The organism is Mesorhizobium sp. USDA 4775, assembly GCF_054062655.1.
Genome location: NZ_JBSSFM010000002.1, coordinates 185,358 through 208,979, shown reverse-complemented (window position 1 = coordinate 208,979; position 23,622 = coordinate 185,358). Strand labels below are relative to the sequence as shown.

Sequence of the window (23,622 nt, the reverse complement as noted above, 5' to 3'; positions counted from 1 at the left end):
CCCCGCGCAATGCCGAAGCCGACGGCCCACATCATCGACTGGTTCCACATCGCCATGAAGGTCCAGCCGATGCAGCAGATCGCCGATCATATGGCTCGATCCCGATCGGGTCTCTCTGAAGCGCTTCCTGCAATCGACCGTGACATCAGAGCGGTGAAGTGGCGCCTGTGGCATGGGCGGGTCGATCGCGCGATCACCGAGTTGGAGCAACTCTTGGAGAGGGTGAAGGCTTCGCAAGGAGACAGCGAGTTCTCCATCGCCCGACTTCAAAGCCTCGGCTTGCAGCTCCTGACCTATATCCGTTCGAACCGCGGCGCGACGGCGGGACTGTCAGGAATTCCGTGTGCGGGCGGGCATAATGGGTAAAAAGGATTCCCACTATGACCCGACGCAAAGAACCTGCGATACCGAATGATCTTCTCGACCAGCTTCTGGCAGGCGGGGCAGCCAGTGCTGCCTTCGAACAGGGCGGCCTGCTGGATACGCTCAAGAAGGCTCTGACCGAGCGCGCGCTGAACGCGGAGATGGACCATCATCTGGCGAGCGGCGAAGACGCTGGCAACACGCGCAACGGTTATGGCCGCAAGACGGTGACGACCGAGACCGGCAAGCTGGAGATCGATGTTCCGCGTGACCGCCAGTCGAGTTTCGATCCGCAACTGATCGCCAAGTACCAGCGCCGTTTTCCCGGCTTTGATGACAAGATCGTGTCGATGTACGCGCGTGGCATGAGCACCCGGGAGATCACCGGGCACCTGCGCGATCTGTACGGCATCGATGTGTCTGCGGACCTGATCTCAACGGTGACGGACGCCGTGCTCGACGAAGTCGCCACCTGGCAGCAAAGGCCGCTCGATCCGATTTACCCGCTGGTCTTCTTCGATGCGATCCGGGTCAAGATCCGCGATGAAGGGATGGTCCGCAACAAGGCCATCCACATCGCACTGGGCGTGCGCGCCGATGGTGCAAAGGAGGTGCTGGGCCTGGGCGTTGTTGCGTGGATCACCCGGCGACTGATATTGAGCGGTGGTTTTCAGTCTCCTGATCCGGATTTCGACGATGCCGCACAAGTTCAATGCCGATCGGCGGGACAAGATTGCCAAGCAGAAATATCGAGTGACGAATTGGCCGGCATATAATGAAAGCCTGCGTCAACGTGGTGATTTGACCATCTGGGTGAAGGATGAGGCCCTGTCTTTATGGACGGCGCGGAGGCGGACATCGCGGGGTGGTCAGCCGAAATACTCGGATCTGGCGACTACGTTGTGCTTGACCCTGCGCGTCGTCTACGGGCTGGCGCTACGCCAGACCCAAGGCTTGATGCGCAGTGTCGCGGCGCTGATGGGGTTCGATATTGCCGTGCCTGACTTCTCCACCCTGTCTCGCCGGAGCAAAGGGCTGGCGTTGCCGTCGACAAAGTCCCGAGCCACAACATCAGGTCTGGTCCATCTGGGTTGTCGACAGCACCGGCTTGAAGGTCTTCGGCGAGGGCGAGTGGCTGGAAAACAAGCACAAAACCAAGGGCAAACGCAAAAGATGGCGCAAACTGCACCTTGGTCTCAATCTTGTCAGTGGTGAGATTGTTTGTTCCGATCTGACCGTGGATGATGTCGGCGATCCGACAGCGTTACCAGGACTTCTGGACCAGATCGGTGGCCCCGTCGAGAAGTTCATTGCCGACGGCGCCTATGATGGAACGCCAACCCGAGATCTTCTGGCGACACGCTTTGGTGAGATCGTGGAGGTCATTATCCCACTCCCAAGACTGCCGTTGCCAGCCCTCAATCGGTGCTGGTTCCATCTGTCCGCGATCGCCATATTGCAGAAATCCAGACCAAAGGGCGGATGGCATGGCAGAAATCCACCGGCTACAACAAGCGCAGTCGCGCTGAGACCCAGATGGGTCGATGGAAGGCTGTGATCGGGCCCAAACTCAAAGCGCGACATTTTGACAATCAGAAGACTGAAGCGAAGATTGGCGTCCGTGTTCTTAACCGGATGACAGAACTTGGCCGGCCCAAGTTCGAGCGCGTTGCATGAAAAATGCAGTGGATAGGGTTGCCTCATCCAAAGTCAATCCATGCAACAGGGCTATACAAGCGGCCCATCTATCCAAAACGGCGTCCGCAAAGGCGACAGCGAAGATGCTGGTGGGATTCTCACCCGCAAGTTTTCCGACGGCCCCGTGAAAGTAAAAGTGCCAGGAGTATTGCTCATAACCACGTCGGCGGATGCACCAAACGCTGGAAGCCAGAGGGTTGCTGCATTCTCGGTCGTTTCCAATTCAACCCAATGTCCAGCGTCGTCCCGGCCATCGCTCAATCGTTGTCAAGCATCTGCAAAAAGCTTCCCGTTCATGTACTTTAGACCGGTGTCGCTCGCGACCGTGACGACCGTCCTACCCGGCCCCAACTCTTTGGCCATACGAATGGCCGCAGTGACGTTGAGGCCCGTGGACGTGCCGACCAACAGTCCTTCCTCCCGTGCCAGTTGGTGGCACATAGCGCGTGCTTCTTCTTCCGGAATGCTGCGCACTTCGTCATATAGATCGCGATTGAGGTCGAGGTGATCAAGCGCCGGGTCATCACCAACCATCAGCGCGGACCGGAATGGAAACGGCACGCCGAGGCCACGCGGTCCGTCGAGCGCGAGCAGGTCTTGCTTAGCGCCGTAGACGGGACCAGCGACGCGGAGACGATGCTCGGCGTGTTCATGCAGCCGCCAGTGTACCAGACTGCCTATGGCTGCGGCTATGGTACGCTCTACACTGCAATCTATCGGCCTGCAGACGACGCCTCCGCCGAGCTGATCTGGCCTCGGCGCGCTGGCCGCAATCCTGCGCGGCATTCCAGGAGGGCACGCGGACTGTGACATTCGGCAAAGGAATGGCGGCATGAGGAGCAAGGACTGTGAATCGGCGTGCAAAATTGACCCCATAAGCCGGGGAATCGGCGTCCAATTTTGACCCCCCTGATGCTTTGATTTGCGACCATCCGCTCGTCGTAGCGAGCGGATGGTGTGGGGATGAAGTCGGTGGATACGATTGCTCGGGTTCGGCGCGCCTTCCATGTGCAAGGATGGTCGCTCAAGCGGATTTGCCGCGAGCTGCATGTGTCTCGCAACACGGTCCGCAAGATTCTCAGATCCGACGAGACGTCGTTCTCCTACGAACGCGAGCGGCAGCCCAAGCCGAAGATCGGCCCATGGCAGGATCAGCTCGACGCGTTTCTGACCGGCAACCGTGGCAAAGCCGCCCGCGAGCAACTGACTCTCATCCGGATTTACGAAGAGCTTTGCAGCCTCGGCTACGAGGGCGGCTATGACGCCGTCCGGCGTTACGCGAAGAGTTGGGCGAAAGCGCAAGGGTCGGCATCGGCGGACGCCTATGTGCCGCTGTTCTTCGCGCCGGGCGAGGCCTACCAGTTCGACTGGAGCCACGAGATCGTCCTGATCAACGGTGTGACGGTGACCGTGAAGGTCGCCCATGTCCGGCTCTGCCATAGCCGCATGATGTTCGTGAGGGCCTATCCGCGCGAGACGCAGGAGATGGTGTTCGACGCCCACGACCGGGCGTTTGCCTTCTTCGGCGGCGCCTGCACGCGCGGCATCTACGACAACATGAAGACGGCGGTGGAAACGATCTTCGTTGGCAAGGACCGCCAATACAATCGCCGCTTCATGCAGATGTGCAGTCACTATCTCGTTCAACCTGTCGCCTGCACGCCGGCGTCTGGCTGGGAGAAGGGTCAGGTCGAGAACCAGGTCGGGCTGGTGCGCGAGCGCTTCTTCACGCCCAGGCTGCGCTTCAAGACCTATGAGGAATTGAACGCCCGGCTGCAGGATAAGTGCGTCGGCTACGCCAAGGCGCACCGTCACATCGAACAGCCGGAACGAACGATCTGGAACGTGTTCGAGGAGGAGCGCGGCAAGCTGGTCGCATACCGCGGCCCCTTCGACGGATTCCATACGGTGCCGGCCTCGGTGTCGAAGACCTGCACGGTTCGCTTCGACAACAACAAATACTCGGTGCTGTCGACCGCGGTCGGCCGCCCGGTGGAGATCCAGGCCTATGCCGACAGGATCGTCATCCGCCAGGACGGCGTGGTCGTCGCCGAACATGCCCGCTCCTTCGGGCGCGGCGAGACGATCTACGATCCCTGGCATTACGTCCCTGTGCTTGCCCGCAAGCCTGGCGCCTTGCGCAACGGCGCGCCGTTCCAGGACTGGGTTCTGCCGTCGGCCATGGAGCGGGTGCGGCGGAGATTGAGGGCGGCGCATGACGGCGATCGGCAGATGGTGGCGATCCTGGCCGCGGTGTTGACCGACGGCATCGATGCGGTCGAGGCTGCCTGCCAAGAAGCGATCGACCAGAACGTCTGCTCCGCCGCCATCATCATCAACATCCTGGCACGGCGGCGCGATCCGGCGCCCGCCATCACCATTCTCACCCCGGACGCGCTCCGCCTGCAGCATGAGCCGCAGGCCGACTGCGCCCGGAGCTATGCTGGAATTTGGGTGACGAGGCTGATCAAGCGGCGCTCTGCGGCTTCAATTCGATGACCTCGATTCCATCTTGGAATCTGGCACCTGCGATGAGTTTCGGCAACTGATTTTGTCCTTTCAATCGTCGCCATGTCCTGGCGGCGGCCATGACCAGTTTGAAGACCATCAGCCTTGCGGTCTTCGATGATAGGGAGCCTTTCGTGCGCACCGTGCGATGGCGAACGGTGGCAAAAACGCTCTCGATGGGATTCGATGTCCGCAGATGATCCCAATGTTCGGCGGGGAAATCGTAGAACGCCAGCAAGGCATTCTGATCTTTGGTCAGGCAGTCGACCGCCTTGCCGTATTTCGCATCATATTTCTCGACAAAGACGGCAATCGCCGTCTCGGCTGAGGCTCGGTTCGGGGCGGAAAAGATTTCGCGCAGATCTGTCTTCATGCCGGCCTGCATTGAGTTCGGCACCTTGTTGAGCACGTTGGCTGTCTTGTGCACCCAGCACCGCTGGTGCTTGGTGCCGGGAAGGACCTCATCGAGCGCGCTCCAGAAGCCAAGCGCGCCGTCGCCGACGGCAAGATCGGGCGCGATTTGCAGGCCACGACGCTTCACGTCGACCAGCAGCTCGCGCCAGCTCTGCGCACTCTCACGAATCCCTGTCTGGAAGCCGACGAGTTCTTTTTTGCCCTCAGGCGTGGCGCCGATCAGCACCAGCATGCATTCGGCATGGTCTTCCATGCGCGCCTGGAGATAGACCCCGTCCGCCCACACATAGACATAATGGCGCGCCGAAAGATCGCGCTTTTGCCAACGCTCGTATTCGGTGGTCCACTCTGCCGTCAGCCGCGTGATCACCGAGGGTGAGAGGTTCGCTGCCTCCTTGCCGAGCAGGGCTGCCAGAGCTTCCTGAAAGTCGCCCGTCGAAACGCCGCGCAGGTAAAGAACGGGAAGCAGCGCGTCCAGACTTCGCGTCCGACGCGCCCATTTGGGTAGGATCGATGAGGAAAACCGGACCCGGTCCGCTTCGCCGGTCGCGCCGCGGTCCCGGACCTTCACCCGGCTGACGGGCACCGGCCCGATCCCCGTCTGGATGCTCCGCTCCGGGCCGCGACCGTGCCGGACCAGCCGCTCACGTCCGTCCGGCAGCTTCAGATCCCGCATCTCGGCAAGAAACGCTTCGGCCTCCATCTCGATCGCCTGCGCCAGCAATTTGCGCGCGCCGGTGCGGAGCACATCCGTCAGGGGATCATCGATCTCGTCGGGCTGACGAAGGCGAACAATGTTGATAGTCTCGTTCATGGCGTATCGCTCTCCTTGAGAGGTTCTGGCAGGCTTCAATCACCCGCCTCGATACGCCGCCCTTCTCAAACCGTCATCACCCATTTTCCGCCATAGCTCCTGCGCCCGTTATGACAGCCTCAGGAGGGCAAGCTGATGGAACGAACCCAGGTTCTGGAACTGATGGGCACGTTGAAGCTCTACGGGATGCGCGGTGCCTATGACGAGGTCATGACGACAGGCATCAAGCGCCAGCACGAGCCGCCGAGGATCGTCGGCGATCTGCTGTCGGCCGAGATCGCCGAGAAGCAGGCCCGCTCCATCAAATACCAGCTCACTGTCGCCAAGCTGCCAATCGCCAAGGACATCGATGAGTTCGACTTCGACGGCACGCCGGTCAACGAGGTGCTGGTCCGGGACCTTGCCAACGGCACCTTCGTTGCCGATCAGCGCAATGCCGTTCTCATCGGCGGCACCGGAACCGGCAAGTCGCATCTGGCAATCGCCATTGCCCGCGCCCTGATCCGCAACGGCTCACGTGGCCGCTTCTTCAACGTCGTCGATCTCGTCAACCGGCTCGAGACCGAGCACCGTGGCGGCAAGCAGGGCCGTATCGCCGATTACCTCACCCGGCTCGACTTCGTCGTGCTCGATGAACTCGGCTATCTGCCCTTTGCCCAGGCCGGCGGGCAATTGCTCTTCCACCTGATCAGCAGGCTCTATGAACGGACCTCGATCATCGTCACTACCAACCTGGCGTTCGGCGAATGGCCCGCCGTCTTCGGCGACGCCAAGATGACGACAGCGCTCCTCGACCGTCTCACCCATCATTGCGAGATCATCGAGACCGGAAACGAATCCTGGCGCTTCAAGAACCGCGCCTGATCACCCCATCAACTGCCAAGCGCCATCCGCGCTCGCCCGGGCTGCGCAACCCTGACCAGCTCCGCCCGGGCGAACGCTGACCGCCGCGCATTACATAGGGGGGTCAAAATTGGACGCCTATCGGGGGTCAGTTTTGGAAGCCGTTTGACAGCAAGGACTGCCGATCGAGATCGTCGACCGCAACGCCTGATCGAGCTTGAACCGGGCCTCGCCGGAGCGAAGGAATTGCGGGCGTCTATTCGCCGATGGACCAGACCGGCGACTCCAGGATGTTCGTCGAACGGCTCGCTGCTTATGCGAGCGAGAAACTCGGCGAGAAATTCCTGTTCGGCACGACGGTTGAAGGGCTGGACGTCGACGGCGACCGTGTGAGCGCTGTCAAGACGTCCGCCGGGCCGGTCACCAGCGATGCGGTGGTGATTTCGATGGGGCCTGAAAGTGGGCTGCTCGGCCGCAAATACGGCATCGACCTGCCGGTCTATCCGGTCAAGGGGCAATACTGTGTGAGAACGCGCCGAACAGTGACCCCACACCTCGCAGGTTATATAGTATTGATTTCACTACGAAAATTGACGTTGGCGGAGGGTCGCGTCAGGCGCGCCTGTCGGAACCCCTCGGGAATCCCGAAAAGAGCATCTGGATCAGAGCGTATGGCTGCGTTCCGATGTCCGATAAAAGATTGGCCGCCCATTCTCCAATCATCTGCGAATGACGGAAGAGAGCGCGAACGCAGTCAGCGTATCGCGCACCCCAGGCAACTCCGCTATCTGCTGCCAAATCTGGCGAATACGGTCGGCATCAGGCGATTCCACTCGCACCAGGAGATCAAAGTCACCGCTCATCACATCGCATGCGACGACCTGGGGTATCTTGCGTAGCGCCTGGATGACGTCGCCACCCCGCATTCGATCATGCCGGTAAACGAACATCAGCGCTGTCGTGATGTGCTGGTTGCCGCCACCCTCGCCGGTGACGATCGTATATCCCTTGATGAACCCTTCGCGTTCCAGCCGCTCGATACGCACCCGCACCGCATTGCGCGACAGGTTCACCTTCGTTGACAGCTCTGCGTGCGAGATGCGTGCGTTGGCTTTCAATTCGCCGAGTATCTGTTCGTCCGTTCGATCAAGGAGATATTTCATGAACACGTCACGATATCAGGAGAAACTGACTTATAGGCAATAATGGCGACTTCCGGCAGGCAGGTCCTGTCTGGTTGGCTGGCGTAGCGTCTGGCGGTCGACGCCATCACGAAGTCCCGCAGCGCTTCGCTTTCCGCACAGGTGAGCTTGCGTATCTCCTGATAACCTTGGAGGAGGGCCCGCGCCCGTTCCTTGTCGAGCGCGCCGGTGCTCTGGCTCGCCCAGTCAACCAGCACATCAGCGACTTCAGCGATGAGAACGTCGTTGTGACGCAGCCTGAAGTTTATGACCCCGCTCACGCTTTCGCCCAGGAAGAAAACGTTTTGATGGTCCAACGCACCATGCACCGACCCGATGCGCAGCTCAGTTGCGGCCCGTTCAGGGCTCCGGTCCAAGACAGTGTGGATTTGCGCCATCACGCGGCCAAGACTTGCGCACTTGGCGGGGCTCGCATTGCTTGTGGCCGATCCTGACACGAAGCTCACGACTGCAACCAGGCGCCCTGCCGCCTGAAAGGTTGCATCGCCTTCGATCGTTCGCATAGGCTTAGGGCAGGGCACGCCGTTATCGTATAGCGTTTCCATTGTCGCGAAGGCCCTTTCCAGATCGAGCGGTTCAGCATCGTTCTCGAACAGGGTTACAATGAACTCGCCTTCCTTGCTCCGAAAAAGGTAGGTGGTTTCCCGGTCTCCATCGGCTATCCCGATGACCGACGACAGCGATGTCATTCCATAGGCTGCGGTAATCGAGATGCGATCTTCATCGGACAGCTCAGTAAAAACAGCCATTTTGTTTCCTTGGTTATGCCGTGATGTTGGCAAACGCCGCGCTGTCCGCGAACAACTGGTCAAGTTGGTTTGGCGCCAAAATTCCCTCTTCTTCGATGAGCTGGCGCAGCTCCCGCTTCTCGGCCAAAGCCTTCTTCGACAGATCAGCCGCTTTGCCATATCCGATGAGTTTTGCCAAAGGCGTAGCAAGAACAAGAGATTGGTCAAGCAGGGTCTTGCACCGATCCACGTCGACTTCGATACCGTCGATGCAACGCTGCTGGAAAATCTCCATCCCTCTTGTCAACATTCGCATGGATTGAAGAATGTTGAGGACGATCACGGGTTCCATCGCATTCAACTGCAGTTGGCCCGCACTCGCCGCAAGGGTCACCGTGAGATCGTTTCCGATCACCTGGAAGCCGATCTGGTTCATCATTTCGGGAATGACGGGATTGACCTTGCCCGGCATGATTGACGAGCCGGCCTGCACCGGCGGCAGGCGGATCTCTCCCAGCCCCCCGCGTGGGCCACTGCTCAACAGGCGCAGATCGTTGCATATCTTCGTGAGCTTGACTGCGATACGCTTCAGGACGCTGGAGAAAGCGACTAAAGCGCCCGTGTCGGATGTCGCCTCGATGAGATTGCGGGCCGAGAGAAGCTCGAACCCGGAGATCCGGCTCAGATGCAGACAGGCCGCATTTGGGAAACCACGAGGGACGTTTATCGACGTACCGATCGCGGACCCGCCAAGGTTGACTTCCTTTAGCAGCCTCGATGCCAGCTGAACCTGGACGATGTCCTCATCGATGAGCTCTGCAAACGCTTCAAACTCTTGCCCGACCATCATCGGCACCGCGTCCTGAAGCTGGGTCCGGCCCACCTTCACAGCACTGCCGTACTGAACTGCCTTGGCTCGAAAGGCGTCGCGCAGGCAAACCTGCGATGACACAAGCCCCTCGCAGGCGCGCAGGATGGTCAGGCGAATTGCGGTCGGATAGACGTCGTTCGTCGACTGGGAGAGGTTGACGTCGTCGTTTGGATGCATTCTCGAGTAGTCGCCGATGTCGGCCCCTAGCCTCATGAGGGCCAGGTTGGCGATGACCTCGTTGACATTCATGTTGGTGGACGTTCCAGCACCGCCTTGCATCATGTCCACGGGAAAGTTGTCGTCGATCCCTTTCAACGCGATGAGGTCGTCACAGGCTCCCGAAATCGCGAGCGCTTTGTCATCAGGCAGAAGCCCCAGTTCACCATTTGCCAGGGCCGCGGCCTTCTTAACCATTGCCATGGACTGGATGAGTTCTGGAAAATCCTTGAGGTGAAGCCCAGACACGTCAAAATTCAGCTCGGCGCGACGCGTCTGGGCGCCGTAGAGCGCGTCCGCGGGAAGAGAGAGGGACCCGATCAGATCAGCTTCAATGCGTTCCAAAGCCATTTTCCTGATCCCTATCCCAAAATACCTGCATGGCGCATCGCCTCGTCGATCGACGCCTCAACCGGAGCGCTGACCTGTACCAGAGGAAGGCGCAGGTCCCCCCGTATCCGGCCAAGGCGTTGCAGGGCGTATTTTGGCCCGGCCGGATTGGTTTCAAGAAACAGCGCCCGGTGAAGTGGCATCAAGCGGTCCTGCAAGTCCAACGCAGCCGCGTAATCACCGTTCAGGCAAGCGCGCTGGAAATCGGCACACAAGCGGGGTGCAACGTTGGCGGTAACGGAGATGCAACCGTGACCGCCGTGGGCCATATAGCCCAATGCCGTCCCGTCCTCTCCTGACAGGAGGTTGAAGTCCTTGCCGCAGGCCATGCGTTCGAGAGACGGGCGCAGAATGTTGCCGGTTGCATCCTTGACGCCGGTTACATTCGGGCAGTCCTTGAAAATCCGGGCAAGCATCTCAACCTGGATATCGATGACGCTGCGGCCTGGAATGTTGTAGACGATGATCGGAACGGTTGCCGCGGCATCAATCGCCTTGAAGTGGTGGTAGACGCCCTCCTGTGTCGGCTTGTTGTAGTATGGCGAAACGATCAACACTCCGTCGGCGCCGGCATCCTGGGCATGGCGCACAAAGTCTATCGCCTCCGCCGTGCTGTTTGATCCTGCGCCCGCGATCACGGGAACACGGCCCTTGGCGGTTTCAATCGTGATCTCGACAACCTGCTTGTGCTCGGCATGGCTGAGGGTAGGGCTTTCGCCCGTGGTTCCGCATGGAACCAGTCCGGATGATCCTTCCTCGATCTGCCACTCGATGAGGTCACGGAGCGCGACCTCATCGACGTGACCATCAGCGAATGGCGTGACCAGCGCGGTGATGGAACCCTTGAACATTCACATACTCCTAAGTGCGCTGATGGGATGGCTGGCCATGGCCGCGGTCACCGCTTCAGGCGGTTGATGCACACGACTTTCGGCTGCGTCATGTCCTCATAGGCAAACCGCACGCCTTCACGTCCCATGCTGCCATATTTGAAACCGCCAAACGGCATCGCGTCGAACCGGTAGTCGGAGGAGTCGTTGATCATGATGCCGCCGGCATCGATCCGGCTTGCCGCCTCAAGTGCCGCTTCCAGGTCATTTGTGAAAATGCCAGCGTGAAGGCTGTATTCGGGGCTATTTGCCAGGTCGATCGCATCAGTCAGCTCATCGAAGGGCTGCAGGATGACGATCGGGGCGAATACTTCCTCGTTCCAAACCTCACAAATTGCAGGAACGTTCTCCAGGACCGTCGGCGGGTAGAGGTTGCCGGCTGGCTTGTGACCACAAAGCAACGCCGCGCCGGCATCAAGCGCACGGTCGACCAAGGCAGCCGCTTTGCCGACCGCCTTTGCGGAAATCATCGGGCCGACATCGGTGTCTGCATCGAGAGGGTTGCCGGTCTTGAGCTTCTTGGTGTCTTCGACGAACTTCGCCTTGAACCGCTCATAGATGGAGCGCTGGATCAGAATTCTCTGCGTTCCGATGCAGTTTTGCCCGGCCGCCCAGAAGGCTCCCGATACGCAGCTCTCGACGGCGGCATCGAAGTTGCAATTCTCCATGACAATGACAGGAGCATTGCCGCCAAGATCCATTGCCAGCTTCTTGATGCCGGCACTCCTTGCGATCGCATCGCCCGTGGCAAAGCCGCCGGTGAAGGAGATCATCCGGACATTTCTTGCCGAAACAAGAGCTTTGCCAAGCTGCGGTCCGCCGATTGCAACGGTGACGACCTCGTCGGGCAGACCGCTTTCGACAAGCACCTCCACCAGCTTGATCGCGGAAAGAGGCGTGAGTTCCGATGGCTTCAACAGAACGGCATTTCCACCTGCGATGGCCGGGCCGAGCTTGTGAGCTACAAGGTTCAGAGGGTCATTATAGGGCGTGATGGCCGTGATGATGCCCAAAGGCTCTCTTGTGTACCAGCCCTGGCGGGACTCCGATCCTGCATAGGAATCAAACGGGATCACCTCGCCGGCGTTGCGCCTGGCCTCATCGGCGGAAAGCCTCAGCGTGTTGACGCAACGCATTACCTCTTTCTGTGCCTGGGTGATGGTCTTGCCAGCCTCCCTGACGATGAGCAGCGCGAACTCCTCCAGACGGGCTTCGATCAATCCAGCTGCTTTCTCCAGGATTGCCGAGCGCCCGTGGCGGGGCAGGGATCTTGCATCTTGCGCTCCGCGTGTTGCCCGCTCCAGGAGCGAATTCAAGCTCGCGGCGCTTGTCTCGATCACCGTTCCAACAACTGTCCCGTCGAACGGGTTGGTCACGACAATCTGGTCAACCACGGTCGTGTCGCTGAGAGCAAGGTTGCGCATCATGCAGCCTCCCTCGTAGCGACCGACGCGTGAGTGTTGTGGATTGCAACGATGTCGGACAAAAGGGCGTAAGCGGTTTCAATGCGACCAGCGCCCGGACCGGTGATCGTGACTGAACCGAGAAGTACGGTGTTCAGCGACACTGCATTCGTGGCGCCGTTGACGCCAGCCAGCGGATGGTCCAGCGGGAGCTGTCTAGGCGATACACTGCCGGTCACGCGGCCGTCAGCACCGCGCACCGCTGAGCCGATCAGCTTCCAGCGGCTGTTTGCCTTGGCAGCCTTTTCGATGTCGGCGGCCGAGAGACCGGAAATGCCCTTGCAGATTACATCCCCGGGCTTGAGGTCCGCACCCAACAACTCGTTTGCGAGGATAACCACCTTGAGACGGACGTCGAAACCTTCGACATCGGCGGTTGGGTCGGCTTCGGCATAGCCCAGCTGCTGTGCCTCTTTCACCGCCGCGGCAAAATCCAGGCCGCCTTCCATGCGACCCAGAACGAAGTTCGAAGTGCCGTTGAGAATGCCCTCAAAGCCCTTCAGCTCCGCGCCGGCGAGTGTCTTTTCGGCCATGCGGATGACAGGCGTGCCGCTCATGACGGAGCCTTCGTACTCGAAGTGGACACCATTCGCTTTCGCCAGTGCTTTCAGTTCCCGGGCAGCAATGGCCACAGGACCCTTGTTGGTGGTCACCACATGTTTTCCGGTCTGAAGTGCCCAGCGGCAATGGGAAACGGCGGCCTCGCCGTCGATCGGATTGGTAAAGGTCGCCTCGACGACGATGTCGGCCGGAGCAGTCTTGATGATGGTCTCGTTGTCGGCTTCCGCACTTCCACCCGAAAGCTGACCAAAGCCGCCTTTCGCGAAGTTCGTTTCCACGAGCATCTTGGCATCAAGGCCATTAGGAGAAATGACCGAACCCAAGAAAAGATCACTCACCGCGACAATGTTCAGACGAAAGCCAAGGTCACGTTCCCAGAGCTGGTTTTTCGTCGCAATGAGTTCAGCCAAAGCGCGGTTGACGCCGCCAAAGCCGATAAGCGCGATAGTGTAGACTGTCATGAAGGGTCCCTCCGGTGAGATTTGTGTTGGCTATTGTCGGGTGCGGACCGCTCAGAGGGAACGATGCATATGGACCAAACAACTGGGCAATTGTGCTCGTTGCGTTGTCGTATTGGCTTTCGTCTTCCAGACGGTGGGCCAGCTCGTTCGAACGGCCTGCCTTGCTGCGCTACCTGTGGCGTCAAACCGGTGTCGCGTAGCGACCTTGAGACCTTCCTGTTCGGGCACTGCTTAGGTGCTCGACAGCTTCATCATCAGAATTCCCGACACGATCAACGAGCCCGCCACCAGACGCATCGGGGACGCCGGTTCTCCAAGGATGGCCACTCCCAAAAGAAATGAGCCTACCGCCCCGATCCCCGTCCAGACCGTGTAGGCGGTCCCAAGGGGCAAAACCCTCATGGAAAAGGACAGCAGCACGCCGCTGGCAATCATCGCGACGACGGTGATTGTCGAGGGGACGAGCAATGTGAACCCTTCAGACCTCTTCATAAAATAGGCCCAGACGATCTCAAGCAGGCCGGCGACGAACAGAACAATCCAATGCATGGCATCCTTCCTGGCGAATCTGATCAGTCGCGCGGTGGCTTTGAAGAGGCGGTGTGGATTGCCCGCGAGGGGCAATCCACATGAAACAAGAAGAACCTTGATCCCCTCAGGCCCTGCCAAACGTCTCATCGAGGGCGTGGTTGATGTCGGCGATCAGGTCCTCGGTGTCCTCGAGGCCGATCGAAAGTCGCAAGTGTCCATACTTCTGGAAATTCGGCGGGTAACGATCCGAGCCGCCACGGCCGCTGCCGCCGACATGCACGATCAGGGTTTCGTCGTGACCAAGCGAGACTGCGGACGTGATTACCTTCAGATTGGCGACGAACCGGTTTTGCGTAGCGGGATCGCCTTCGACCGCGAAGGCCATGACCGCGCCGTAGCCCTTGCCCGCGAACTGGCTTTTCGCCAGCGCGTGCTGGTCGTGGCTCTCCAACCCGGGATAGGTGACGTAAGCAACGCGCTTGTCTGTCGCCAGATAGTCGGCGACGGCCTCGGCCGATGCGTACTGCTGCTTCAGGCGCAGCGGAAGCGTGACCGAGCCGCGCATGATCAGCCAGGCGTTGAATGGCGAAATCGTCCCGCCAAGGTCGACGAGCGCATCCGCCTTGACGTGATGGATGAGCTCCTTGGAGCCGATCACCACGCCGCCCATCGCGTCGCCATGGCCGTTGATGTACTTGGTCAGCGAATGGATGACGAAGTCTGCGCCCAAGGCCAGCGGCCGGAAAAAGGGGGGAGGGGTGAAGGTCGAGTCAACCGACAACAGCGCGCCTGCCTGCCTGGCGATCGACACCAGCGTGGCGATATCGGCAACCTTTGTAGTCGGGTTTGCGATCGTTTCAGTATGGATCAGCCTGGTGTTGGGCCGCACGGCGGCTCTGACGGCATCCATGTCGCCCATGTCGACGAAGGTGGCTTCGATCTTGTAGCGCTGCGGCAGCAGTTCGGAAAAAAGCCGCCAGACCGCCTCGTAGGTGACGTCACCGACGATCACATGGTCCCCGCTCTTCAGGAAAGTGAAGAACACGGCATGCAGGGCGGCAACGCCGGTTGCGAAGACGGCGGCGTCCTGGCCGCCCTCAAGCGCGGCAAGCTTGCGCTGCAGGCAGATCTGATTGTGCCCGGAATTGCGCGTGTAGGACGGTGTTTCGGTGTCGGACCAGTCCATTGTTGAAGGGTCTTCAGGAAGGAGATACGAATTGGCCATGACGATCGGCGTGCGGATCGCTCCGGACGTCTTGTCGATCTCGTTGCCGCCATGCACTGACAGCGTGTTGAAGGAGAGCGTGGACAGTTCGTGTTTGTCTGGTCTCGACATTGTTGGCCTCTGCTTTTGGGGTTGATTGTTCAGGTGCCGGGCTAGCGCCGAACCGGTACCGCGTTTTCGAGCTTCTGGAATACCTGCGTGATGACGAAGAGCTATGGCGGAAAATGGGTGATGACGGTTTGAGAAGGGCGGCGTATCGAGGCGGGTGATTGAAGCCTGCCAGAACCTCTCAAGGAGAGCGATACGCCATGAACGAGACTATCAACATTGTTCGCCTTCGTCAGCCCGACGAGATCGATGATCCCCTGACGGATGTGCTCCGCACCGGCGCGCGCAAATTGCTGGCGCAGGCGATCGAGATGGAGGCCGAAGCGTTTCTTGCCGAGATGCGGGATCTGAAGCTGCCGGACGGACGTGAGCGGCTGGTCCGGCACGGTCGCGGCCCGGAGCGGAGCATCCAGACGGGGATCGGGCCGGTGCCCGTCAGCCGGGTGAAGGTCCGGGACCGCGGCGCGACCGGCGAAGCGGACCGGGTCCGGTTTTCCTCATCGATCCTACCCAAATGGGCGCGTCGGACGCGAAGTCTGGACGCGCTGCTTCCCGTTCTTTACCTGCGCGGCGTTTCGACGGGCGACTTTCAGGAAGCTCTGGCAGCCCTGCTCGGCAAGGAGGCAGCGAACCTCTCACCCTCGGTGATCACGCGGCTGACGGCAGAGTGGACCACCGAATACGAGCGTTGGCAAAAGCGCGATCTTTCGGCGCGCCATTATGTCTATGTGTGGGCGGACGGGGTCTATCTCCAGGCGCGCATGGAAGACCATGCCGAATGCATGCTGGTGCTGATCGGCGCCACGCCTGAGGGCAAAAAAGAACTCGTCGGCTTCCAGACAGGGATTCGTGAGAGTGCGCAGAGCTGGCGCGAGCTGCTGGTCGACGTGAAGCGTCGTGGCCTGCAAATCGCGCCCGATCTTGCCGTCGGCGACGGCGCGCTTGGCTTCTGGAGCGCGCTCGATGAGGTCCTTCCCGGCACCAAGCACCAGCGGTGCTGGGTGCACAAGACAGCCAACGTGCTCAACAAGGTGCCGAACTCAATGCAGGCCGGCATGAAGACAGATCTGCGCGAAATCTTTTCCGCCCCGAACCGAGCCTCAGCCGAGACGGCGATTGCCGTCTTTGTCGAGAAATATGATGCGAAATACGGCAAGGCGGTCGACTGCCTGACCAAAGATCAGAATGCCTTGCTGGCGTTCTACGATTTCCCCGCCGAACATTGGGATCATCTGCGGACATCGAATCCCATCGAGAGCGTTTTTGCCACCGTTCGCCATCGCACGGTGCGCACGAAAGGCTCCCTATCATCGAAGACCGCAAGGCTGATGGTCTTCAAACTGGTCATGGCCGCCGCCAGGACATGGCGACGATTGAAAGGACAAAATCAGTTGCCGAAACTCATCGCAGGTGCCAGATTCCAAGATGGAATCGAGGTCATCGAATTGAAGCCGCAGAGCGCCGCTTGATCAGCCTCGTCACCCAAATTCCAGCATAGCTCGATGACGAAGGTCAGGCCCACGTAAAACACCGTGACCAGGAGGAGGGGCTCGTAGACCAGGAGCGTATCCTGGCGGATCTTGTAGGCAGCACTATAGAGATCCATGACCGTAACCGAAAAGACAATCGGCGTTGCCTTGAGCTGGAGGATCACCTCGCCGGCAAATGTCGGCAGTCCGATCCGGATCGCTCTCGGCAGCCAGATCCGCCGCAAGATCATTCTGGCCGACATGCCGACAGCGCGAGCCGCTTCAAGCTCGCCTTTGGGCACCGCAAGCATTGCCCCTCGCAAAATCTCCCCTTGATAAGCGGCGAAGTTCAAGGTGAGGGCCAGCGCGGCGAAGAACAATCCCTCGCGCATGACGGGCCACAGGAAACTGGTCCTCAGGCCGGGGATGTGAGGAAGGTACGAGCCAAGTCCGTAGTAGATGAGCCAAAGCTGGATCAGCAACGGCGTGCCGCGGAAGAACGTGCAGTATCCCTTTGAGATCCAGCGGGCGATCGAGCCATTGCCGACTTGAGCAATCGCCAGGAAAATGGCGAGCGCGAACCCCAGGGTAACCGAGATTGCCAGCAGCAGGCATGTCAGGAAGGCGCCGCGCACCAACAGCCCCTGATATTCGAAGATCCAGCTGAAATCCACGTCCGCCTCCCTATGATACCGGTCTTTGTCCGCGGCGAAAGTATGCTTCAAACCCGACTTAAACACCGCCTGTGAGAATATGTCATTAAGTCAGCATGTTAGGCGCGCGCCGGCGCGTGTTACCACTACATTTTGGGGGGATCTCAGGCGAGTTGTTCGTCGAGGTTGTGTGGCAGAGCGATGCCAGCTGCCTTGAAGACGTTGCCCACTTGGCCGGTGACGTGAGTTCTGGTTGTGACGATGCGACCATCCTTTTCGATGGTGGCTTCCTGGAGGCGATCGAGATCGCGTAGGAGCGGCTGCCATTCGGGCGTCAGGCCTTTGGCCCGGCAGAGGCGGCGCAGTTCCTTGCTGAGCACGAGCGCCAGGAACGAGCAGAACACATGCCCGCGGATGGCGGCATCGGATTGGTGGAAGATCGGCCGGGTATTGAAGGTTGCCTTGGCGGCGCGGAACAGGCTCTCGACCTCGAGCAAATCGCGATACCGCAGCACGGCCTGGAGCGGGGTCACCTTCGCGTTGGTCCGCACCACGGTGATACCGTCGTAGCGGGCTTCCTCGGCAAGCTTGCCGACATCGATCTTGAAGTTCTTGCCGCCGGCCTTGAGGTAACGCCGGTAGGCCGAGTTGCCGACCAGTGCCTTGTCGCCCTTCTTGAGCTGTGCCTCGAGGCCGGCGATGATCGCCTGGCGGTCGGCCTTGTCCTTCTCGGCCTCGGCGTCATTGCGGCTGACGATGTAGCGGTCTTTACCGAACTTGACCTCTTTGACCCACAACTGAGTTTCACCGCGCTGGCGCTCGAGAACGAGCGGAACCATCGGCGCCGTGTCATTGAGCACGACGTTGTGGATCACGCTGCTCGAGCGTTCGCGGGCCCCCAGAATGTATTCCATGCCCAGCTTTTCGAGCGCGGCGATGGTATCGGCGCTGATCATGCCGCGATCGGCGACAACGCAGGCGCGTGTGACGCCGAAGCGCGTTCGCAGCCGATCGACCACCGGCAACAGGACGGTCACGTCAGCGGTGTTGCCAGGCACCATCTCGGTGCAGATCGGCCGGCCCTCGCCATCAACGACCAGCGCCAGGATCATTTGCGCCAGATCGGGGCGGAAGTCCTTGGAATGCCCGCGCTTGCCCAGCGTCTCGCCGCCCGCGCCGTAGAAGGATAACGAGGTTGTGTCCATGAACACAAGGCTGAGGTCGGTGAACAGGTCCTGCCGGCGCGCGAAGAGCTTTTCCTCGATCACGTCTTTCACGCAGCGCGCCACCAGCGCGCCTTGCGCCTTTTCGCCGCGTTCCTCGCCCAGCCACGCCATGGCCCGGTAAAAGTGATGGAGCGCCAGACCCTCGGCGCCCTCGATACCATAATCGGCCATCCAGTTCGCGCAGTCGCGGTCCGAGCCCGACACGAACAGCCGATGCAACGTGCCAATGAACACCGCCCGTTCCACCGCAAAGCCGAACTGGCGCCCTTCCAGCACCTCTTCCAGCACATCGCCAATCCCGAGCCGCTGCCACAGCCGCCCGAACAACAGCGGACCGCCAATGCGGCGAGAGGCAATCCGCCCCGCGTCAATGTCGGACAGGATGAGGCTGCGTTCGCCATGGCGCGCAATCGAGGCCGCCAATCTGTCAAGTTCGCCGCTGGCAACCAGCGCATCCTTGCGGCCCAGTGCCTTTATCGTGCGCTGGCGAACGGTTTTGCCGTCGCGGACACTTTCCACGAGGTAGAGATAGCGATGGCCGCGCGCGACTCTCTCAACGACAAACATGCCAGCGTTGTTAGTAAATAAATGCCGTCAAATCCAGACAAAACAGAGCAAACAGCACAAATGTTGTTACCACACATTTTCGCGCCCGAAATTCAAGGCAAATGAATTCAATGGCTTAACGGACAGTGTTCGCTATCCGTTCACGTCCAACTGTTCAAGTTGGGTCAAACGCAGAAAACAGCATGTTCGATACGATGGTGATCAAGAGATAGAGGACCGCGGCAGCCAGGAAAAAAACCATGTACTGCTTGGTATTGCTCGCAGCGACGCGGGCTGCGAGAGCCAGCTCCTGGTAGCCCACAACCGCGATCAGCGCGCTGTCCTTGATGACCGACATCCACAGGTTCGCGAAACCCGGCAGCGCGTTGGGTATGAGAGCAGGCAACACGATCCGGCGAAAGCGTAGTGTCGGCCGCATGCCGAAAGCCTTGGCAGCTTCGAGCTGTCCGACAGGAATTGCAAGGATGGCGCCGCGCAGCACCTCCGTCATGTAGGCCCCCTGGACGAAGCCAAGCACCGCGACTGCCGCCACCAGACCGTTGACCTCGATCGGGCCAAGTCCCGCCCAGGCGAGAATCCGATTGAGACCATCGGTTCCCGCATAGTACAGGGCCACGATCAAAATGAGCTCAGGAACTGCCCGCACGACAGTCGTATAGGCGTTCAAAGTGTACCGCAGCGGCCGAAAGCCGCTCAACTTGCCCAGAGCGCCGGCGAGACCCAGCGCCATGCCGACCAGATAGGCCCCAGACGAGATAAACAGGGTTGCGACCGCTCCGGTGAGCAGCACGCCACCCCAGCCGGGAGGCGCGATCGCCAGCATGTCCAGAACTGAATTTGAGGAACTCATGGCAAGCTTTCAAAAACAGGCCGGCAGATTTGCCCCCAAGCGTTCGGGACAAATCTGCCTTGCCGTTGGGCTCAATAGGGATCGTAGTCGAAGTACTTCTTGCTGAACTCGGCATATTTGCCGTTGGCTCTGACGGCCTGGACCGCGGCGTTCAGCTTTTCACGCAATGCGTCGTCGCCTTTGCGGATCCCGCCGCCGACCCCGGCCCCAAGAATGGCATTGTCTGGCTCGACATTGCCTTTGAATTCACAGCAGCCCTGCCCGAGGTCCGTCTTGAGGAACTCCTTCAGCGGCGCTGTGTCGGCGAATACATAGTCAATCCGTCCCGATGCCAGGTCCTGGAAAGATTCATCCACGGTCGCATAGCTTTTCTCGGTCGCGACCTGGGCGAAGTGCTTCTTGAAGTAGGCCGACTGCGTGGTGGAAACGGCTATGCCGATGGTCTTGCCTTTCAGCTGCTCGGCCGTGACACCCATGGTGCCATCCTTGGTGCCGATCATGCCGGCCAGTGCGGAGTAATATTTGTCGGTGAAATCGATACGCTTCTTGCGCTCGTCGGTGATCGACATCGAAGACCAGATGACATCGATCTTCTTGCTTTCCAGAGCCGGAATGAGGCCGTCCCAGGCGACGTCGACGATGGTGCACTTTTCCTTGAGCTCTGCGCACACGGCATCCATCAGATCGATTTCCCAGCCGATCGCTTTCCCCGACGCGTCCTTTGTCGTGTAAGGCGGATAGGCCTCATTGACGACGCCGAACCGGATTTCGGCATGAGCGTTGGTCGTCAGTATGACCGCTGCGAGCGCTAGAACTTTTCCCAGATGCTTCATTTGCGTTCCCCTTTTTGTGTTGGGACGTTGGAGTGGTTAGTGCGATCCGGCTGCAACAAACTCCTTGCAGCGAGCGCTCTTGGGTGCACCGAAGACCTGGGCAGGCGGACCGATCTCCTCCACCTGGCCTTGGTGCAAAAACATCACGCGCGTCGAGACGTCGCGTGCGAACTTCATTTCATGGGTGACCATCACCATGGTACGGCCCTCCTCGGCGAGGCCGCGGATCACCTTCAGCACCTCCCCGACAAGCTCCGGATCGAGCGCCGATGTCGGCTCGTCGAACAGCATGACCGCGGGATCGACGCAAAGCGCACGGGCTATCGATGCCCGCTGTTGCTGGCCGCCAGACAGGAAGGCAGGATAGGCATCGCGTTTGTCGTAGAGGCCGACCTTGGCCAGCAGGCTGTCAGCCTTTTCGATGGCAACGTTGCGCTTGACACCGAGCACATGCACGGGCGCTTCGATGACATTTTGAAGAATGGTCATGTGCGGCCAGAGGTTGAAGCTCTGGAAGACCATGCCGAGGCCGCTTCTGAGCCGCTCGATCTGCCGCCAGCTGGCAGGGTGACATCTGCCATCACGTCCAATCCGGAAAACCACGTCTTCCCCATTGATCTGGAACGTTCCCTGATCGGGAATCTCAAGGAAATTGATGCAGCGCAGGAGCGTGCTTTTTCCCGAACCCGAGGATCCGATGACCGAGACGACGTCGCCTTTTTCTGCGGTAAGGGAAATCCCTTTCAAGACCTCATGAGCCCCGTAACTTTTGTGGACGTTGTTGACGACCAAAGCGGGGGCGGATGTGTCCGTGCGCATTGAACCTCCCTTGACCCAACTTGAACAGTTGGACGTGAACGGATAGCGAACACTGTCCGTTAAGCCATTGAATTCATTTGCCTTGAATTTCGGGCGCGAAAATGTGTGGTAACAACATTTGATCTGCTAGCCGCATGTTGTATGGATTTTATGGCATTTATTTACTAACAACGCTGGCATGTTTGTCGTTGAGAGAGTCGCGCGCGGCCATCGCTATCTCTACCTCGTGGAAAGTGTCCGCGACGGCAAAACCGTTCGCCAGCGCACGATAAAGGCACTGGGCCGCAAGGATGCGCTGGTTGCCAGCGGCGAACTTGACAGATTGGCGGCCTCGATTGCGCGCCATGGCGAACGCAGCCTCATCCTGTCCGACATTGACGCGGGGCGGATTGCCTCTCGCCGCATTGGCGGTCCGCTGTTGTTCGGGCGGCTGTGGCAGCGGCTCGGGATTGGCGATGTGCTGGAAGAGGTGCTGGAAGGGCGCCAGTTCGGCTTTGCGGTGGAACGGGCGGTGTTCATTGGCACGTTGCATCGGCTGTTCGTGTCGGGCTCGGACCGCGACTGCGCGAACTGGATGGCCGATTATGGTATCGAGGGCGCCGAGGGTCTGGCGCTCCATCACTTTTACCGGGCCATGGCGTGGCTGGGCGAGGAACGCGGCGAAAAGGCGCAAGGCGCGCTGGTGGCGCGCTGCGTGAAAGACGTGATCGAGGAAAAGCTCTTCGCGCGCCGGCAGGACCTGTTCACCGACCTCAGCCTTGTGTTCATGGACACAACCTCGTTATCCTTCTACGGCGCGGGCGGCGAGACGCTGGGCAAGCGCGGGCATTCCAAGGACTTCCGCCCCGATCTGGCGCAAATGATCCTGGCGCTGGTCGTTGATGGCGAGGGCCGGCCGATCTGCACCGAGATGGTGCCTGGCAACACCGCTGACGTGACCGTCCTGTTGCCGGTGGTCGATCGGCTGCGAACGCGCTTCGGCGTCACACGCGCCTGCGTTGTCGCCGATCGCGGCATGATCAGCGCCGATACCATCGCCGCGCTCGAAAAGCTGGGCATGGAATACATTCTGGGGGCCCGCGAACGCTCGAGCAGCGTGATCCACAACGTCGTGCTCAATGACACGGCGCCGATGGTTCCGCTCGTTCTCGAGCGCCAGCGCGGTGAAACTCAGTTGTGGGTCAAAGAGGTCAAGTTCGGTAAAGACCGCTACATCGTCAGCCGCAATGACGCCGAGGCCGAGAAGGACAAGGCCGACCGCCAGGCGATCATCGCCGGCCTCGAGGCACAGCTCAAGAAGGGCGACAAGGCACTGGTCGGCAACTCGGCCTACCGGCGTTACCTCAAGGCCGGCGGCAAGAACTTCAAGATCGATGTCGGCAAGCTTGCCGAGGAAGCCCGCTACGACGGTATCACCGTGGTGCGGACCAACGCGAAGGTGACCCCGCTCCAGGCCGTGCTGCGGTATCGCGATTTGCTCGAGGTCGAGAGCCTGTTCCGCGCCGCCAAGGCAACCTTCAATACCCGGCCGATCTTCCACCAATCCGATGCCGCCATCCGCGGGCATGTGTTCTGCTCGTTCCTGGCGCTCGTGCTCAGCAAGGAACTGCGCCGCCTCTGCCGGGCCAAAGGCCTGACGCCCGAATGGCAGCCGCTCCTACGCGATCTCGATCGCCTCCAGGAAGCCACCATCGAAAAGGATGGTCGCATCGTCACAACCAGAACTCACGTCACCGGCCAAGTGGGCAACGTCTTCAAGGCAGCTGGCATCGCTCTGCCACACAACCTCGACGAACAACTCGCCTGAGATCCCCCCAAAATGTAGTGGTAACACGCGCCGGCGCGCGCCTAACATGCTGACTTAATGACATATTCTCACAGGCGGTGTTTAAGTCGGGCTAGGGTTTCGACGGCTGCCT

At 60.0% G+C, this 23,622-nt stretch carries 20 protein-coding genes and 3 pseudogenes; 8 read left to right on the top strand and 15 right to left on the bottom strand.

Translation table 11 applies throughout. The annotated features are described in order from the left end of the window. Positions 1-9 precede the first annotated feature (9 nt). The 3 genes and pseudogenes from ACVILI_RS32880 to ACVILI_RS32870 all read left to right on the top strand — a co-directional run bounded on the left by ACVILI_RS32880 (position 10) and on the right by ACVILI_RS32870 (position 2,040). On the top strand, positions 10-366 hold the full coding sequence (locus ACVILI_RS32880; protein WP_457102786.1) for a hypothetical protein: 357 nt from the start codon (positions 10-12) through the stop codon (positions 364-366). Between the two features lie 14 nt (positions 367-380). Then, a pseudogene (locus tag ACVILI_RS32875) lies at positions 381-986 on the top strand (IS256 family transposase); the annotation flags it as partial. A 73-nt stretch (positions 987-1,059) separates the two neighbouring features. After that, positions 1,060-2,040: pseudogene (locus ACVILI_RS32870) on the top strand (IS5 family transposase). A gap of 288 nt (positions 2,041-2,328) precedes the next feature. On the opposite strand, the gene ACVILI_RS32865 reads toward ACVILI_RS32870, so the two are convergent. Then, positions 2,329-2,847, bottom strand: a complete 519-nt coding sequence (locus tag ACVILI_RS32865; RefSeq protein ID WP_457102785.1) for a pyridoxal-phosphate dependent enzyme — start codon at positions 2,845-2,847, stop codon at positions 2,329-2,331. Positions 2,848-3,024: 177 nt separating this feature from the next. Between ACVILI_RS32865 and istA the strand changes: the two genes are divergently transcribed. Next, a complete protein-coding gene (gene istA, locus ACVILI_RS32860; RefSeq protein ID WP_457102784.1) occupies positions 3,025-4,560 on the top strand; it encodes an IS21 family transposase in 1,536 nt (511 codons plus the stop codon). Here istA and ACVILI_RS32855 read toward each other — a convergent pair. Continuing rightward, positions 4,529-5,797 (bottom strand): IS256 family transposase, encoded by a 1,269-nt coding sequence (locus ACVILI_RS32855; protein WP_457102496.1) that lies wholly within the window; start codon positions 5,795-5,797, stop codon positions 4,529-4,531. The genes istA and ACVILI_RS32855 overlap by 32 nt on opposite strands. 135 nt (positions 5,798-5,932) lie before the next feature. On the opposite strand from ACVILI_RS32855, the gene istB reads away from it, so the two are divergent. Both istB and ACVILI_RS32845 read left to right on the top strand, forming a co-directional pair. Beyond that, entirely contained in the window at positions 5,933-6,661 is a 729-nt protein-coding gene (gene istB / locus ACVILI_RS32850; protein ID WP_457102783.1) for an ATP-binding protein, read from the top strand. A gap of 148 nt (positions 6,662-6,809) precedes the next feature. Beyond that, positions 6,810-7,155: pseudogene (locus ACVILI_RS32845) on the top strand (FAD-dependent oxidoreductase); the annotation flags it as partial. A 204-nt stretch (positions 7,156-7,359) separates the two neighbouring features. Here the strand turns inward: ACVILI_RS32845 and ACVILI_RS32840 are convergent. The 8 genes from ACVILI_RS32840 to ACVILI_RS32805 form a co-directional block, all read right to left on the bottom strand. Then, the gene (locus ACVILI_RS32840) at positions 7,360-7,803 is read right to left on the bottom strand and encodes an Lrp/AsnC family transcriptional regulator (protein ID WP_038654575.1); all 444 of its coding nucleotides are present in this window, start codon (positions 7,801-7,803) and stop codon (positions 7,360-7,362) included. After that, entirely contained in the window at positions 7,800-8,591 is a 792-nt protein-coding gene (locus ACVILI_RS32835; RefSeq protein WP_240565485.1) for a phosphotransferase, read from the bottom strand. Before ACVILI_RS32835 ends, ACVILI_RS32840 begins: the two co-directional genes overlap by 4 nt. Before the next feature lie 13 nt (positions 8,592-8,604). Then, on the bottom strand, positions 8,605-10,008 hold the full coding sequence (locus ACVILI_RS32830) for an aspartate ammonia-lyase (RefSeq protein ID WP_240565486.1): 1,404 nt from the start codon (positions 10,006-10,008) through the stop codon (positions 8,605-8,607). A gap of 11 nt (positions 10,009-10,019) precedes the next feature. After that, complete coding sequence (dapA, locus tag ACVILI_RS32825) at positions 10,020-10,898, bottom strand: 4-hydroxy-tetrahydrodipicolinate synthase (RefSeq protein WP_038654646.1); 879 nt, start codon at positions 10,896-10,898, stop codon at positions 10,020-10,022. A gap of 47 nt (positions 10,899-10,945) precedes the next feature. Continuing rightward, positions 10,946-12,364 (bottom strand): aldehyde dehydrogenase family protein, encoded by a 1,419-nt coding sequence (locus ACVILI_RS32820; RefSeq protein WP_457102782.1) that lies wholly within the window; start codon positions 12,362-12,364, stop codon positions 10,946-10,948. Then, positions 12,361-13,422, bottom strand: coding sequence for a homoserine dehydrogenase (locus tag ACVILI_RS32815; RefSeq protein WP_457102781.1), 1,062 nt, complete (start codon positions 13,420-13,422; stop codon positions 12,361-12,363). Before ACVILI_RS32815 ends, ACVILI_RS32820 begins: the two co-directional genes overlap by 4 nt. Positions 13,423-13,653: 231 nt before the next feature. Continuing rightward, positions 13,654-13,971, bottom strand: a complete 318-nt coding sequence (locus tag ACVILI_RS32810) for a DMT family transporter (protein ID WP_038654804.1) — start codon at positions 13,969-13,971, stop codon at positions 13,654-13,656. A gap of 106 nt (positions 13,972-14,077) precedes the next feature. Further along, positions 14,078-15,289 carry a trans-sulfuration enzyme family protein gene (locus ACVILI_RS32805; RefSeq protein WP_038654652.1) on the bottom strand — a complete coding sequence of 404 codons (1,212 nt, stop codon included), beginning with the start codon at positions 15,287-15,289 and terminating at the stop codon, positions 14,078-14,080. Between the two features lie 197 nt (positions 15,290-15,486). Between ACVILI_RS32805 and ACVILI_RS32800 the strand changes: the two genes are divergently transcribed. Next, positions 15,487-16,755: an IS256 family transposase gene (locus tag ACVILI_RS32800; RefSeq protein ID WP_457102496.1), complete on the top strand. Its 1,269-nt coding sequence runs from the start codon at positions 15,487-15,489 to the stop codon at positions 16,753-16,755. Here the strand turns inward: ACVILI_RS32800 and ACVILI_RS32795 are convergent. The 5 genes from ACVILI_RS32795 to ACVILI_RS32775 all read right to left on the bottom strand — a co-directional run bounded on the left by ACVILI_RS32795 (position 16,674) and on the right by ACVILI_RS32775 (position 21,703). Continuing rightward, positions 16,674-17,429, bottom strand: coding sequence for an ABC transporter permease (locus tag ACVILI_RS32795; protein ID WP_457102780.1), 756 nt, complete (start codon positions 17,427-17,429; stop codon positions 16,674-16,676). The genes ACVILI_RS32800 and ACVILI_RS32795 overlap by 82 nt on opposite strands. Positions 17,430-17,572: 143 nt before the next feature. Further along, positions 17,573-19,201, bottom strand: a complete 1,629-nt coding sequence (locus tag ACVILI_RS32790; RefSeq protein ID WP_038655116.1) for an IS1634 family transposase — start codon at positions 19,199-19,201, stop codon at positions 17,573-17,575. A 154-nt stretch (positions 19,202-19,355) separates the two neighbouring features. Continuing rightward, complete coding sequence (locus tag ACVILI_RS32785; RefSeq protein ID WP_457102779.1) at positions 19,356-20,051, bottom strand: ABC transporter permease; 696 nt, start codon at positions 20,049-20,051, stop codon at positions 19,356-19,358. A 71-nt stretch (positions 20,052-20,122) separates the two neighbouring features. Beyond that, complete coding sequence (locus ACVILI_RS32780) at positions 20,123-20,884, bottom strand: transporter substrate-binding domain-containing protein (protein ID WP_038654655.1); 762 nt, start codon at positions 20,882-20,884, stop codon at positions 20,123-20,125. A gap of 36 nt (positions 20,885-20,920) precedes the next feature. Continuing rightward, positions 20,921-21,703: an ABC transporter ATP-binding protein gene (locus tag ACVILI_RS32775; RefSeq protein WP_038654657.1), complete on the bottom strand. Its 783-nt coding sequence runs from the start codon at positions 21,701-21,703 to the stop codon at positions 20,921-20,923. Between the two features lie 178 nt (positions 21,704-21,881). On the opposite strand from ACVILI_RS32775, the gene ACVILI_RS32770 reads away from it, so the two are divergent. Next, positions 21,882-23,510 (top strand): IS1634 family transposase, encoded by a 1,629-nt coding sequence (locus ACVILI_RS32770; RefSeq protein WP_038655116.1) that lies wholly within the window; start codon positions 21,882-21,884, stop codon positions 23,508-23,510. Positions 23,511-23,622 lie beyond the last annotated feature (112 nt).

Excerpts from the sequence above, each read along its gene's own strand:
- ACVILI_RS32880 (WP_457102786.1), top strand. The coding sequence starts at position 10 with ATGCCGAAGCCGACGGCCCACATCATCGACTGGTTCCACATCGCCATG.
- ACVILI_RS32865 (WP_457102785.1), bottom strand. The coding sequence starts at position 2,847 with ATGCCGCGCAGGATTGCGGCCAGCGCGCCGAGGCCAGATCAGCTCGGC.
- istA (WP_457102784.1), top strand. The coding sequence starts at position 3,025 with ATGAAGTCGGTGGATACGATTGCTCGGGTTCGGCGCGCCTTCCATGTG.
- ACVILI_RS32855 (WP_457102496.1), bottom strand. The coding sequence starts at position 5,797 with ATGAACGAGACTATCAACATTGTTCGCCTTCGTCAGCCCGACGAGATC.
- istB (WP_457102783.1), top strand. The coding sequence starts at position 5,933 with ATGGAACGAACCCAGGTTCTGGAACTGATGGGCACGTTGAAGCTCTAC.
- ACVILI_RS32840 (WP_038654575.1), bottom strand. The coding sequence starts at position 7,803 with ATGAAATATCTCCTTGATCGAACGGACGAACAGATACTCGGCGAATTG.
- ACVILI_RS32835 (WP_240565485.1), bottom strand. The coding sequence starts at position 8,591 with ATGGCTGTTTTTACTGAGCTGTCCGATGAAGATCGCATCTCGATTACC.
- ACVILI_RS32830 (WP_240565486.1), bottom strand. The coding sequence starts at position 10,008 with ATGGCTTTGGAACGCATTGAAGCTGATCTGATCGGGTCCCTCTCTCTT.
- dapA (WP_038654646.1), bottom strand. The coding sequence starts at position 10,898 with ATGTTCAAGGGTTCCATCACCGCGCTGGTCACGCCATTCGCTGATGGT.
- ACVILI_RS32820 (WP_457102782.1), bottom strand. The coding sequence starts at position 12,364 with ATGATGCGCAACCTTGCTCTCAGCGACACGACCGTGGTTGACCAGATT.
- ACVILI_RS32815 (WP_457102781.1), bottom strand. The coding sequence starts at position 13,422 with ATGACAGTCTACACTATCGCGCTTATCGGCTTTGGCGGCGTCAACCGC.
- ACVILI_RS32810 (WP_038654804.1), bottom strand. The coding sequence starts at position 13,971 with ATGCATTGGATTGTTCTGTTCGTCGCCGGCCTGCTTGAGATCGTCTGG.
- ACVILI_RS32805 (WP_038654652.1), bottom strand. The coding sequence starts at position 15,289 with ATGTCGAGACCAGACAAACACGAACTGTCCACGCTCTCCTTCAACACG.
- ACVILI_RS32800 (WP_457102496.1), top strand. The coding sequence starts at position 15,487 with ATGAACGAGACTATCAACATTGTTCGCCTTCGTCAGCCCGACGAGATC.
- ACVILI_RS32790 (WP_038655116.1), bottom strand. The coding sequence starts at position 19,201 with ATGTTTGTCGTTGAGAGAGTCGCGCGCGGCCATCGCTATCTCTACCTC.
- ACVILI_RS32785 (WP_457102779.1), bottom strand. The coding sequence starts at position 20,051 with ATGAGTTCCTCAAATTCAGTTCTGGACATGCTGGCGATCGCGCCTCCC.
- ACVILI_RS32780 (WP_038654655.1), bottom strand. The coding sequence starts at position 20,884 with ATGAAGCATCTGGGAAAAGTTCTAGCGCTCGCAGCGGTCATACTGACG.
- ACVILI_RS32775 (WP_038654657.1), bottom strand. The coding sequence starts at position 21,703 with ATGCGCACGGACACATCCGCCCCCGCTTTGGTCGTCAACAACGTCCAC.
- ACVILI_RS32770 (WP_038655116.1), top strand. The coding sequence starts at position 21,882 with ATGTTTGTCGTTGAGAGAGTCGCGCGCGGCCATCGCTATCTCTACCTC.